The 12,707-nt window shown below is 39.9% G+C and carries 13 protein-coding genes; 5 read left to right on the top strand and 8 right to left on the bottom strand.

All coding sequences use genetic code 11. The features are described 5' to 3' along the window. Positions 1-207 precede the first annotated feature (207 nt). A complete protein-coding gene (locus VJ786_RS13890; RefSeq protein ID WP_336557926.1) occupies positions 208-981 on the bottom strand; it encodes a LacI family DNA-binding transcriptional regulator in 774 nt (257 codons plus the stop codon). A 511-nt stretch (positions 982-1,492) separates the two neighbouring features. Between VJ786_RS13890 and porL the strand changes: the two genes are divergently transcribed. Further along, positions 1,493-2,305, top strand: a complete 813-nt coding sequence (gene porL, locus VJ786_RS13885; RefSeq protein WP_099366473.1) for a type IX secretion system motor protein PorL/GldL — start codon at positions 1,493-1,495, stop codon at positions 2,303-2,305. A 30-nt stretch (positions 2,306-2,335) separates the two neighbouring features. Then, the gene (gene porM / locus VJ786_RS13880; RefSeq protein ID WP_099366474.1) at positions 2,336-3,868 is read left to right on the top strand and encodes a type IX secretion system motor protein PorM/GldM; all 1,533 of its coding nucleotides are present in this window, start codon (positions 2,336-2,338) and stop codon (positions 3,866-3,868) included. 68 nt (positions 3,869-3,936) lie between these two features. Here porM and porN read toward each other — a convergent pair whose 3' ends face one another. The 3 genes from porN to VJ786_RS13865 are packed head-to-tail and all read right to left on the bottom strand — an operon-like array spanning position 3,937 to position 7,096. Next, a complete protein-coding gene (gene porN, locus VJ786_RS13875) occupies positions 3,937-5,028 on the bottom strand; it encodes a type IX secretion system ring subunit PorN/GldN (RefSeq protein ID WP_336557925.1) in 1,092 nt (363 codons plus the stop codon). 33 nt (positions 5,029-5,061) lie between these two features. Then, the gene (gene porK, locus VJ786_RS13870; RefSeq protein WP_099366476.1) at positions 5,062-6,348 is read right to left on the bottom strand and encodes a T9SS ring complex lipoprotein PorK/GldK; all 1,287 of its coding nucleotides are present in this window, start codon (positions 6,346-6,348) and stop codon (positions 5,062-5,064) included. 58 nt (positions 6,349-6,406) lie between these two features. Next, entirely contained in the window at positions 6,407-7,096 is a 690-nt protein-coding gene (locus VJ786_RS13865) for an outer membrane beta-barrel protein (protein WP_336557924.1), read from the bottom strand. A gap of 921 nt (positions 7,097-8,017) precedes the next feature. Here VJ786_RS13865 and VJ786_RS13860 point away from each other — a divergent pair. From VJ786_RS13860 to VJ786_RS13850, 3 genes are all read left to right on the top strand, one after another. Continuing rightward, positions 8,018-8,380, top strand: coding sequence for a TlpA family protein disulfide reductase (locus VJ786_RS13860; protein ID WP_336557923.1), 363 nt, complete (start codon positions 8,018-8,020; stop codon positions 8,378-8,380). Between the two features lie 7 nt (positions 8,381-8,387). After that, complete coding sequence (locus VJ786_RS13855) at positions 8,388-8,603, top strand: TlpA family protein disulfide reductase (RefSeq protein WP_336557922.1); 216 nt, start codon at positions 8,388-8,390, stop codon at positions 8,601-8,603. Positions 8,604-8,664: 61 nt separating this feature from the next. After that, complete coding sequence (locus tag VJ786_RS13850) at positions 8,665-9,045, top strand: nuclear transport factor 2 family protein (protein ID WP_099366481.1); 381 nt, start codon at positions 8,665-8,667, stop codon at positions 9,043-9,045. Between the two features lie 36 nt (positions 9,046-9,081). Here the strand turns inward: VJ786_RS13850 and VJ786_RS13845 are convergent, their stop codons facing one another. The 4 genes from VJ786_RS13845 to groL all read right to left on the bottom strand — a co-directional run bounded on the left by VJ786_RS13845 (position 9,082) and on the right by groL (position 12,698). Further along, positions 9,082-10,068 (bottom strand): aldo/keto reductase, encoded by a 987-nt coding sequence (locus tag VJ786_RS13845; RefSeq protein ID WP_336557921.1) that lies wholly within the window; start codon positions 10,066-10,068, stop codon positions 9,082-9,084. 70 nt (positions 10,069-10,138) lie between these two features. Then, positions 10,139-10,726 (bottom strand): M90 family metallopeptidase, encoded by a 588-nt coding sequence (locus VJ786_RS13840; RefSeq protein WP_336557920.1) that lies wholly within the window; start codon positions 10,724-10,726, stop codon positions 10,139-10,141. A 3-nt stretch (positions 10,727-10,729) separates the two neighbouring features. After that, positions 10,730-10,930, bottom strand: coding sequence for a hypothetical protein (locus tag VJ786_RS13835; RefSeq protein ID WP_336557919.1), 201 nt, complete (start codon positions 10,928-10,930; stop codon positions 10,730-10,732). A 130-nt stretch (positions 10,931-11,060) separates the two neighbouring features. Continuing rightward, on the bottom strand, positions 11,061-12,698 hold the full coding sequence (gene groL / locus VJ786_RS13830; protein ID WP_099366483.1) for a chaperonin GroEL: 1,638 nt from the start codon (positions 12,696-12,698) through the stop codon (positions 11,061-11,063). Positions 12,699-12,707 lie beyond the last annotated feature (9 nt).

Below are 12,707 nucleotides of genomic sequence, written 5' to 3'. Positions count from 1 at the left end.
CAAAATAGATTAATTAATTCATCTATTTAAATTAGACATTTTCATAAATAGATTTGAAATAACCAATTGAAAGTAACCAGACTTTTATAATTTTTTACTTATTCACGTGTTATGAGATGAATCCCGTAAAATGATTTCTGGCTTCAAAATGAGCTGTTCTGGAACTAATTCAGGATTAACTTTTGTTTGAACAACCTTCATCAATTCTTAAACAGCAGTTCTTCCCATTTTAATAGCAGGTTGTACGATACATGACAAAGGTGGATTCAAGGACTCCGCAAATAACAGATTGGCAAAGCCAATCACGCTCACATCCTGCGGCACTTTTTTACCTAATTGATGTAAAACTCCCAAACTATTTACAGTCAATGTATCTGTTATTCCTAACAATCCAATGGGTTGATCAAACTCCTTTAGTTTTCGTTCCAACATCAGCTTAAGGTTGTTCATCAATTCTTTGGATTCCTGACCATGATTGATCTGTATGATATGTTCAGGATAGAAAGGGATCTTAAAATCCTGCAAAGCTTTTTTATAGCCTAAGATTCTTGTGCTGTTAACCCCTAAATTTTTTCCTGCAAGGACTAGAATTTCCTTTCTCCCGTTTTCCAACAGATGCCTTGTGGCTTGATATGCACCAAATTCACTATCCACACCAATCTTTGGGGAATCGAGTTCAAAATCTATCCGGTCCACCAGGACTAAAGGCACTTGTTTTTTCGATTGTTTTAAATAAGAGATACTGCTATTTGCACTTGGTGCAATGATAATTCCATCGATATTCTGTTGGATTAAGGCTTGGAGGCATTCCTTCTCTATCTTTTCATTTTCGCGGCTCTGCATAAAAATCAGATTCACGTTATATTCAAGAGCCGTTTGTTGGGCACCTTCTAGGATCTGTGACTGGAACGCACTGGAAAGGTAGGGAATGATCAACCCAATGGAATTACTTTTCCCTGTTTTAAGTCCTTTCGCTGCCAAATTAGGTTTATAATCAAATTTTTTGGCAGCTTGCCGAACCCGCTCCTTGGTTTCCTCACTGATTTCATAGCTATCATTTAAGGCCCCGAGATACCGTAGAAACGGACAATTCCAAGTATTCTTCTAAAGCCTTAAGTGTCATTTTACTCATAGATCCTTCCTCCAACCTATTGTTTTCAGGAACAAGATAACCAATTTATGTTTAACAATTAGCAAATAAATTCCTGGAACAATTCCTTTCCCCACAGTATCTCAATTCGAGAGGAACATCTTAAGGGATTAAGCTAAAAAAAAGACTTTTTTGCTCCCCCAAAAGGGTTATTTAAGAATAAAATAATATCCAAAATTTCCCCAAAATTAACCAATAAGGTTATATTTGGGGAATATTCCGTAATAAATCAGGTTCAAAATCGTTGTAATAGATGGATTTCTGATCATGTATTTGTTTATGGAATGCTAAAAAAACTTATATCTACAAACACTTAAAAAAAGTTCAATCAAAATTGACATTATGAGTAAGAAAAAAGACAATTCAAGATGGTTGCATGTTGCCATTTCTTGGGGAGCGAGTATTGTAATTATTGGTGTAATGTTCAAGATCCTTCATATCGGTGGATCATTGGCGAATTACATCATCGGTATCGGCCTAACGGTTGAGGCCTTATTATTCTTTTTAATGGGTTTCAACCCACCGCCAGCAGAACCAGATTGGGCTAAGGTTTATCCAGAATTGGATGACAACTTCCAAGGTGAATTGCCAAACAGATCCGTTCAGGTTGTTAACCAACAATCAGGAGCATCTGCTACTGCAGCATTGGACAAAATGTTCTCGGACGCACAGATCGAACCAGCAACAATCGAAAACCTGGGCAGGGGATTGCGTGATTTTGGCGAAAAAGTTTCCGCCATCAACCGTATTTCTGATGTGTCTTTGGCAACTGATGAATTTGCACAGAAATTACGCTTAGCTACTTCCAAATTTGATGGTCTAAGTGTTGCTTTTGAAAAAGCATCGGCTAATTTGGTGGCCTTGTCCAATACCAATTCTGATACCAGCAATTATCAAGAACAGGTAACTCAATTAACCAGTAACCTGCGTCAATTGAACAGTATGTATGAAAAAGAACTGCGCGAATCGTCTTCGCACTTGCAGTCCATGAATAGTTTCTATGAGAATTTAAGCTTTACGATGAAAAACTTCAACGAGTCTATTGATGATTCCAAAGCATTCAAAGATGAAGTGAACAAGTTGGCGAAAAACCTGAATGCATTAAATGCTATCTATGGCAATATGTTGACAGCCATGAACCAACCTAGAGTATAATTCATCCACGTAAAACTTAAAACCTACAAAATGGCATTAGGAAGAGAGACGCCAAGGCAGCGGATGATCAATATCTTGTATTTGGTCTTGCTAGCCCTGCTTGCATTAAATGTACCGGATTCCATATTGGATGCATTCAAGAACATCAACAACAGTTTAGAAACATCCAAATCGAATGTTAACAATTCGGTTCAGCAATTATTTACCGCTTTTGAAAGCACCAAATTAAAAGATGAGCCTGGACGTGCAAAGCCAATCTATGATAAGGCAAAAAGCGCATCCGCCATCATCAACGACCTTAATCAGTACATCAACAGTATTAAAGAAGAATTCGTCAATCAAGGCGGAGGATATGACGAGAATACGGGAGATCTGAAAATGCGCGAGAATGAAGATATCGCTGTAAATATGATGATCAACCAAAAGAAGGGTACAGAACTAAAGGATAAAATAAACCAAACAAGAGCAAAACTATTGGCCTTATTAACACCAGAAGAACAGAAATCTGTTTCGTTCTCCTTAGAGGCAAATGACCCAGAAAAACCGGTGAACGGGAAACGTAAATGGGAGGAAATCAATTTTGGAAGCGGAACGCCTTTGACAGCTGCGATGACCATCTTGACAAAGATTCAAACAGATGCCCAAAATGCAGAATCTGACATGGTAAAACTGATCTTGGGCAAAATGGACCAAGCGGTAGTGAACTTGGATAAGTTTGCAGCGGTTGCTGTTGCTCCTACCTCCTACTTGGTACAAGGTCAACCTTATACAGCAGAAGTATTCTTGACGGCATCCGATTCCAAATCACAGCCGAGCATCAGTGTCAATGGTGCTAATCTGGACGTGCAGGATGGAAAAGGTATCTACCGAGTAAACACCAGCCAAGAAGGGATCTTTACCTGGTCGGGTATCATTAAAGTGAAGCAAACCGATGGTTCGATTAAGGAATACCGTACGCCAGCACAGACCTACCAAGTTTCGAGACCTTCGGCAGTAGTATCTCCGGATAAGATGAACGTATTGTATATTGGCGTTAACAACCCTATTTCGGTTTCGGCACCAGGAACACCAACCAATAAAATCAAGGTGAGCATGAGTGGTGGAAGCCTTTCAGGAAGCGGCGGGAAGTATAATGTCCGTGTAAGTTCTCCTGGAACAGCGAAGATCACGGTATCGGCAGAAGTAGCTCCGGGTAAGAATCAGATATTAAGTTCTACGGATTTCCGTGTGAAACGTATCCCTGATCCTATCGCTCAGTTTGCCGGTAAAACGGGTGGATCCATGCCAACCGTATCGATCAAGGCTCAGAATGCCATTTTTGCTAAATTGGATAACTTTGATTTTGACGCATCCTTCAAGGTGACCAAATTCTCCTTGATCATTGCGAAACCAAGGGCGGATGCGATTGTGTTGTCCACCTCCGGAAACCAATTGAGTTCTTCCATGCGCTCGGCCATCAATGGTATTGGACCTGGAACAAGGGTTATCTTCGATAATATTATCGCAGTAGGACCTGATGGAACACCAAGACAATTGAATGCAGTTGCACTGACTGCTAATTAATAGCAGATAAAACATAAAAAAACGCCAACCATAATTGAATGGTTGGCGTTTTTTTTTATATGTATTTTTTAATAGGTTCCTTCCTGTAATTGTTGCTGTTGCTCTTGGAGCTGTTGTTGCAATTGCTGTTCTCTCTGCTCTCTTCTTAAACGCTGTTGCTGCTCTTCCTGCTGCAATTGTTCTTTCAGCCGTTTCTCTTCCTCCTCCAGTTTAAGATCCTGCTCATGCCCTTCTAAATTCTCTGACTTTACCCCTTTTGGATTCTTCCAAAGTTTCTTTTTATAGGCTTCCAATTTATCCTCGATGGCTTGTGAACCATCCATCATGGTACTATCTGCACTAGCCAATTCAGCCTGTTGCAACATACCTGGTGAGGATTCGCGGATGATCTTACTTGCAAATTTACGCTGAACAAACAAGTCATCCATCGTCATATCATACAGCCCCTTATCCGGATCGGAAACATCGACCTTTACCAGGGCATAACGTAACTGTGGGAAATACAACCAGAATGCTGGAGTGGAACCTACAGAATTCGCCAATTCTGCAGAGGTGGTGATATCCATCAGTGGCGCCACGCCAATAATACGTGTTTCCAATCTTCCTCTTTGCTTATCAAAGAAAATATCCTCTTTGATACGGAATTTGGTCACGCGCTCAGGATTGAACTCATTCAGGGTCATCCTGGAGTCGATCTGATTACCTTCATCATCAAAAATCGGAACGAGAACACTGTCTGCAAATCTTGCCATACCTTCTCTGGCGGAAAGCTTTCCTTTGAAGGAATCATCCTCAGGACTATATGGTGTTAATTTACCTTGCTCAATAGATTTCATGATCACTTCCATTAAGGAATTGCCTGGAACCGCATATATAAAATTACGATCATCTTTCAGATCAATATCACGCCATACCCGTTTGTAAAAACGGATATTCTTTACGTTCACTTCCGGAAAAGCAAAAGGAACCGCATCCTCCAGGTTATTCACTTGGAAGAAACCATCCGTAGTCGGAATGGTATCCATTAGCGGTTCTCCCTGAACCACCGTTTGGGTCTGAATAGTCTGCAATGCCGTACTATCAGGTATGGTATCAATCGTTTGGGCGATCAATGGGCTAACTCCCATTGTAACTACCACTAACATAAGCCATTTTTTCATCTTACAAATCATTTTAATCATCAACAGGCCTTATTAATATTTTCTGGTCTTACTTTGCGAAGTAGGCATTTCAAATGCCGACATCACACAACGGAATCCAATATAGGAATGTGGTTCGTAATCCACGGAATAGTTACGGGTTTCGCTGTTCAGCTGCTCACCGTTATCTTTCCATGATCCGCCGCGTACCACTTTACGTTTAAGAGCATCTGCATCATCCTCATCTGCATCATATAATAATACCGGGTTCAGGTCGTTCACAAACGCTACAGCCGACGGACTGAAGGCATCCAATGTCCATTCTGAAACATTACCTGCCATATTATAAATGCCAAAAGCATTCGGTTGGTAGGATTTTACCGGCAATGTAAAGGTTGCTCCATCCCTGGAATAAGTACCCTCGCCTTGCTTATAGTTGACGGCCAATTTCTCTTTTCCATTATCGCCATCAATGGTCATTCTTTTACCCACGATAGTATCTCTAGGATCGATCTTACCTTCAGCAGCATATTGCCATTGTGCTTCGGTAGGCAAACTGAATGTCAATTGATAACCGCTCAAATACGAATTCTTCATTACATTGGCCATCATTTCCTTTCCTCTCCAATCGGTAAAGGCGCGGGCTTGTCGCCAGGTAACCCCGATTACCGGATAGTAATCAAATGATTGGTGCGTGAAGTAATTTGCATCCAAAGAGGTAAGCTGCGCATTCGGGAAGTCTTTTGACCAGATATCTTCTGCTGGCATAATGGAAACGGTTTCCGTAACATATTCCTTTTTAAGATTCCCTTTTGTTTTCAGGTAAGAAAAACGGTATTGTACGATTTCTGGATTCAGGGCCCTGTTCGAACCTTTCAATTCCAACATAGGCGCCAATTTCTCCGCAATTACGGGATCCTTACTTTTCCAAAGTGGAGAAATACGTTTCACCTTTTTCCAATCGATACGTTTGCTTGTACCATCTTCACTTGCGATATCCAAAAAGTATTGATCATCCTGTAGATAATCGGTAACAGCGATGGAATCGGCTACCCAATTCACGAACTCACGGTATTGTTTGTTGGTCACCTCCGTTTCGTCAATAAAGAATGCACTAAGACTCACATTCTTACCAACATTTCCGCTATCTAATGACCCTTTGAACAGAATTGTACCGGACGGAACATACACCATACCCGGAGGCGCTGGTAGTTTCCCTCCCTTAAAGGCAGATACCTTAGGTGCATTGTATAGGTTTCCAGATGAGGAACATCCGACGACACCTACCAATATAGCCAAGCAAAATGTGCTATAAAGCTGACTTAGGAACAGTCTTTTCATATTATCTATTTATTGTTGTTGTTTTGTTATTTATATATCTGATCACCAAATTATCCTATTATTTTCTGTGGAATAGCGCGTATTTCAATCCTAGGGATATGTATGAATATTGATCGTTCCTTTTATTAACAACCGCATCTAAGTTATCCTTTGTCGTGATGGTATGTTGATAATTGATATTCACCGCCCACTGTGGTCCATATAAGGTTCTTCCAATAGGAATATCGATTCCGACATTTACCGGAACAACAAAATGAAATCCGGTAAGATCATCGGAGATATGACCTCCTTGAGAAATAACTCCAGCTTCATATTCTGGAGTGATGCTGGCTTCAATTTTATTTTTCATGAATCCTGCTCCGGCCCCTAGGTATACATTGGCTAAAATTTTATTAAAAGTACTGGCTTGAAGGTTATAATAGCTGTAATTGTCGGACAGATTCATGAATTGACCAGCTCTTACTTTTGCATTTGCATTAAATGCCCAATAATCATTTTTGAATTCACTTAAATATCCATGACCTTTTAGTGCTCCTCTTTCAGCATGTACACCGACCGACACAAAGGGGGTAATCAACCCATCAACATCAATATGGCCTGCGAATTGTGCTTCTACGTTTGCTAGATCTGTTAGGTTGATGGTAGGACCTCCGCCAATTCCCACGCTGATTGGGCGAGTAAATTGTGCTTGAGCGGATTTAAAGCTACATGCAGCTAGGACAAGTAACGAAAAAATGGTTTTTTTCATATTTCGGAATTATTTATTAGTAAAAAACTTACTTTATTAAAGGAGATGCAATTTACACCCATTTATTGTAAGTTCTATAAATTAGCGATACAATTTTATACAGTAAAAAAATTATCGCCAATTCTTGCAACAAGAATCTTACCAAAAAAGATTATTTTAACAGTTGTTAAATAATAGTTAAAAACTATTTGGTTTTTTTTATAAAAAAATCAACAATTAATAATTGGCTACATCGGGAATGGCCTGCGTATTTGGGTGTAAAAAAATGATTAGAACTTATTTTTTGAAGTTAAATTTATTTTTCAAGACTGTTCGATATAGCAATCTCAGACACAGGTGGAAAAGGTCGATTTGGCTCCAGGTTCAATCCTGAATATGAAGGTTTCATTTACACGGTAGTGGCAAATTCTTGCGAACATAAAATAACCTCAGGTTCTCATTTAAGGGCAATGAAGACCTAACCATAATATTAAACCGTGAAAACTATGAGCTTTCAATATGGACAGTCCCGAAACCAAAGCCCTGAACCAGTGGCATATGGCCTCTTCAATTAGGGGGATGTCCACCTATGTGGAATTCTTCCCCCATTTGGAGGAGATGATTAAAAATTTAAGCTTTTTCTAAAAAGATCCGAAAACCGGAAATAAGGTGTTCGAGAAATTATCCCCAAGGATCGTCGAAAATGAATTCGCTTATAATACCATAAGTTATAACTACATGCCTAGACAAGCACATCCGGATAAGGAAGAGTTTACCAGTTATTACCAGAATTTCAATACCGGTAAACATCTGACCTGTCAACAGCTAATTTTACCATTTGGAGATCGTTTTTTGACTATATTGCTGATGGAAAAAAAAAAGAGGAAAAGGGATATTAGATGAAGAAAACCGACTCAATTCAATTCTTTCGGATGTTCTGAAATGGTAATTTATTGCATCAAAAATAGAAAAGGCTCGATCGATGTAAGAATTCCATTAAGTAAAACAGCTAACCAAAAATACTTGACACTGCCGGAACAATTCAAACTGACTGAAACCATGGTAACAAAACTTGCCAAAACAAAAACTGGCATTACTGTGGAAAGTTTCAGTTATTCCGATGTAAATGGTAAAAATGTAGCACCAAAGGATTTAAAAGGGAAAGTTGTGTTAATAGATCTTTTGGCGACATGGTGTGGTCCATGTCTTGCACAAGAACCCCATTGGAAAAAAATTTATGAAGAATACAAAGATAAAGGCGTTGCATTTGTTGGCATATCAATCGACAAAAATAAAAGCAAATGAAAAACCCATGGGAAGGAAAAAAAACACAAAGGTAATCCAACTGCATTCAGGAGTTGAAAATGTATTATCAGTTGCTTATAAAGTAGATGGCATCCCCTGTTACATCCTTATCGACAAAGCTGGAAACTTGATCGCTGCAGATACCCCACGTTCATCAGATCCTAAACTTAAGGAAACTATTGGAAATCTGGATAAAGAAATAAGTTTGTTGTTTGTTACATAATAGTTGTGGAGGTGTCTTAGGGTGACTCCTTTTTTATTATCTTTATACAAAACAACATCCTATGAACCTAAGAGAAGAAATTGTCAGGAATTATATACAGGCATACAATAATTTTGACGTAGAAGGAATGGTACAGCATTTTTCAGAAGATGTCGTATTTGAAAATATCCAGAATGGGGTAACCACCGACTCTCTGGAAGGGATTGAGGCTTTTAAAGAGCAGGCAGAATCCGCTAAATCTTTCTTCGAAGACCGCGAACAGGTCATATCCGAATTGCATGAATCCTCTAACCTGATTGAAGTCCGCATCCTATATACCGCAAGCCTAGCTATGGATATTTCCGATACCATGAAACAAGGCGATAAGATTGAATTGGCCGGAAAGTCCTATTTCTATTTCAATGATCAGAATCAAGTGGTAAAATTACAGGACCTTAGTTGATTGTAAGATCTTGTAATTATAAAAAGTATCTTTTGATTAGAAAGCATCCACCACTGCATTCACAAATTCGATTTCATCATCCGTAAGGTTGATGTTCATGCTCTTCGCGTTTTCAACAGCTTGCTGTGCATTCCTTGCTCCTGCTAAGGCGATGGTTATTCCGGGACGTTCTACTGTCCATCGTAGTACCAATTGACTCAATGTTACCCCCTTATCATCTGCCAAAGGTTTGATTCTTTCCAAAAGGATATTGGTCCTATCGATGAAATCTGGTTGGAAGTGCGGCAGATTAGCCCGATGATCTCCTGACTTAAAGCTATATCCCGGATGTATCTTTCCCGTCAAAAGACCACGCTCTAAAGGGCTATAAGCCAAAACAGCTTTATTCTGTTTGATGCAGTAAGGAATGGTTTCTTCTTCCACCCCACGGTTAACCATACTAAAAGGAATCTGGTTGGAAACAAGGTTGAGGGTTCTGCCTGCCTCTTCCATCAATTTCGCATCATAATTACATACCCCGGCATATCGTACCTTTCCTTGTTCGATCAATCTTCCTACTGCCTCAAAAGTCTCATCCAAGGGCGTGGTAGAATCCGGCCAGTGGATCTGATAAAGATCGATATAGTCCGTTCCTAAGCGTTTTAAACTCTGTTCACACTCATAGATCACACTATCCTTTCCAGCGAACTTATAGATTTCGATCGCTTCCTCCTGATTGTTCTTGCTATGGAAGGCAAAAGCCCCTTCTGCAAAATCCCAACGCATCCCAAATTTGGTCAACAATTGGACCTCATCTCTCCTAAAGTCCTTAATGGCCTCTCCAACAATCTCTTCACTAGTACCCTGACCATAAATTGGAGCAGTATCAATAGAGGTAACCCCCAGGTCATAGGCGGCACGGATGGCTTCTATAGCATCATTTCTGTCCGTACTTCCCCACATCCATCCTCCTGCCGCCCAAGCACCAAAGGTAATCACCGAGACACTTAAATCACTGTTCTCTAATAACCTGTATTCCATCATGTTAAATTTTAAAGTCTATAACTAATCAACGTTTAAATAAGAGAATCCTGTATCCTGATCCCGTAAAAAATCACTTTTTAGCACAATAAATCTCATCCAACAATTCATAGAGCTCTGGATGGTCTGCCTTCAGCATTTTAGGTTTTTGAAAGAAATATTCAGAAACAACTGCTAAGAATTCACCGTTATTAGTAGCTTCATAATCACGGATATCAGATTTATTCCTTCGGATTTCTGAGATCGTTTGTTCCATTTCTTCCATCCAAGGCTGTATCAGTTCTTTAGGAATCAAATATTCAGGCACCCCATCCACTTCACCATCCGCTTTATCAATTAAATGTACAAATTCATGGATGGCCGTATTGCTATCCGAATTCTTGGAGAATCCAGAAAGTAACGCTGGTAAGGAAAGAATCATCTTTCTGTGCATTACACCATCACCGACCATGCCGAGGATGTTTCGCTTAGCTTCCTGTGTATTGTACTTTTCATTAAAAGTTCCTGGATAGATCAATACTTCATCAAGGTATTCATAAGACCAGGTTTCAAAATGGAACAAAGGGATAGTAGCACTTGCCGCCACCAATACCCGATGTTCATCGGTAATAACCGAACCTTTCTCTGCTGATATCTTCGTGGTATGCAAAAAATAAACCACCCGTTACAAGAATACATCCTGTTGGGCAGGTTTTAAATTCTTAAAAAACCTCACCCTATCCAACAATACCTCACGGATAGATCCTTCTTCAGGAATTATGGGAGTTACAACCCGTTTGTTGCCCACATTTTTCCATACAAAATAAATCAATACATCACCAATCACAAAGATTAAGATCAGCATCAAAACCTCCTGTCCGTCCATCCTATTTAAACTTAAGTCCAACCAATTCCTGAATTACCATACGAATATACTTGATTTCCATTGTCAATAAAACACAAAGAGCCGCCAAAAGGCAGCTCTTTGCTAAATATATTTTTGAAAGGGGATGATCTTACATCATTCCACCCATACCGCCACCCATTGGAGGTCCACCAGCACCTACTGGGTTCTCTTCAGGTTCATCAGCCAATACACATTCTGTTGTCAATAACATCGAAGCAACAGAAGCTGCGTTTTCTAAAGCAACACGAGAAACTTTAGTAGGATCGATTACACCTGCTGCGATCAAGTTCTCAAACTTGTCAGTACGCGCATTGTATCCGAAATCTGCAGTTCCTTCTTTTACCTTTTGAACGATCACCGCACCTTCGATACCAGCATTCGCACAGATTTGGCGTAATGGCTCTTCGATAGCACGTTTGATGATGTCAATACCGATGTTCTCATCCTCGTTGTCACCTCTAAGATCTGTCAAAGCCTCTGTAGCACGGATGAAAGCAACACCACCACCTGCAACGATACCTTCTTCAACTGCTGCACGAGTAGCATGTAGGGCATCATCAACGCGGTCCTTCTTCTCTTTCATTTCTACCTCTGTAGTTGCACCTACATAAAGTACCGCAACACCACCAGATAATTTAGCTAAACGCTCTTGAAGTTTCTCACGATCGTAATCAGAAGTAGTAGTTTCAATGTTGGCACGGATCTGGGCTACACGACCTTTGATATCTTCTGCATTACCTGAACCATTGATAATCGTAGTATTGTCCTTATCAACAACTACTTTTTCTGCTTGTCCCAAGTAAGATAATTCTGCATTCTCTAATTTGAAACCTCTTTCTTCAGAGATCACAGTACCACCAGTAAGGATAGCGATATCCTCTAACATCGCTTTACGACGGTCACCAAATCCTGGAGCTTTAACAGCTGCCACTTTCAGTGATCCACGGATTTTGTTAACTACCAACGTAGCTAAAGCTTCTCCGTCCAGATCCTCAGCGATGATCAACAATGGTTTACCAGTTTGAACTTGTTTTTCCAATACTGGCAACAATTCTTTCATGTTGCTTATTTTCTTGTCGTAGATTAAGATATAAGGGTTATCCAACTCTGCTTCCATTTTATCAGAGTTCGTAACGAAATATGGAGAAAGGTAACCACGGTCGAATTGCATACCTTCTACCGTTCTTACTTCAGTTTCAGTACCTTTTGCTTCTTCAACAGTAATTACTCCGTCGTTTCCTACTTTTTCCATAGCTTCAGCGATCAATGAACCGATTACTTCGTCATTGTTTGCAGAGATAGAAGCTACTTGTTTGATTTTATTGTTGTCGGCACCAACTACTTGAGATTGCGATCTCAAGTTAGCCACGACTGCAGAAACAGCCTTATCGATACCACGTTTCAAATCCATTGGGTTAGCACCTGCTGCTACGGATTTGATACCTGGCGCTACGATAGCCTGTGCCAATACTGTTGCTGTAGTGGTACCATCACCTGCTTGATCTGCGGTTTTTGAAGCTACTTCTTTGACCATTTGAGCACCCATGTTTTCCAATGGATCTTTCAAATCGATTTCCTTCGCAACAGAAACACCATCTTTTGTAATAGCTGGTGAACCAAATTTCTTCTCAATAATTACATTACGACCTTTTGGACCTAATGTTACTTTTACGGCATTCGCCAATGTATCAACACCCTTTTTCAGGGAATCACGCGCTTCTACGTTATATTTTACTTGTTTTGCCATTTCTATTTG

It is taken from the genome of Sphingobacterium tenebrionis (assembly GCF_037126265.1).
Taxonomy (GTDB): Bacteria; Bacteroidota; Bacteroidia; order Sphingobacteriales; family Sphingobacteriaceae; genus Sphingobacterium; species Sphingobacterium tenebrionis.
Note: the sequence above shows the minus strand (reverse complement) of the source record. Positions and strands in the feature narration are given on the sequence as shown.

Excerpts from the sequence above, each read along its gene's own strand:
- porL (WP_099366473.1), top strand. The coding sequence starts at position 1,493 with ATGAGTAAGAAAAAAGACAATTCAAGATGGTTGCATGTTGCCATTTCT.
- porM (WP_099366474.1), top strand. The coding sequence starts at position 2,336 with ATGGCATTAGGAAGAGAGACGCCAAGGCAGCGGATGATCAATATCTTG.
- porN (WP_336557925.1), bottom strand. The coding sequence starts at position 5,028 with ATGAAAAAATGGCTTATGTTAGTGGTAGTTACAATGGGAGTTAGCCCA.
- porK (WP_099366476.1), bottom strand. The coding sequence starts at position 6,348 with ATGAAAAGACTGTTCCTAAGTCAGCTTTATAGCACATTTTGCTTGGCT.
- VJ786_RS13865 (WP_336557924.1), bottom strand. The coding sequence starts at position 7,096 with ATGAAAAAAACCATTTTTTCGTTACTTGTCCTAGCTGCATGTAGCTTT.
- VJ786_RS13860 (WP_336557923.1), top strand. The coding sequence starts at position 8,018 with ATGGTAATTTATTGCATCAAAAATAGAAAAGGCTCGATCGATGTAAGA.
- VJ786_RS13855 (WP_336557922.1), top strand. The coding sequence starts at position 8,388 with ATGGGAAGGAAAAAAAACACAAAGGTAATCCAACTGCATTCAGGAGTT.
- VJ786_RS13850 (WP_099366481.1), top strand. The coding sequence starts at position 8,665 with ATGAACCTAAGAGAAGAAATTGTCAGGAATTATATACAGGCATACAAT.
- VJ786_RS13845 (WP_336557921.1), bottom strand. The coding sequence starts at position 10,068 with ATGATGGAATACAGGTTATTAGAGAACAGTGATTTAAGTGTCTCGGTG.
- VJ786_RS13835 (WP_336557919.1), bottom strand. The coding sequence starts at position 10,930 with ATGGACGGACAGGAGGTTTTGATGCTGATCTTAATCTTTGTGATTGGT.
- groL (WP_099366483.1), bottom strand. The coding sequence starts at position 12,698 with ATGGCAAAACAAGTAAAATATAACGTAGAAGCGCGTGATTCCCTGAAA.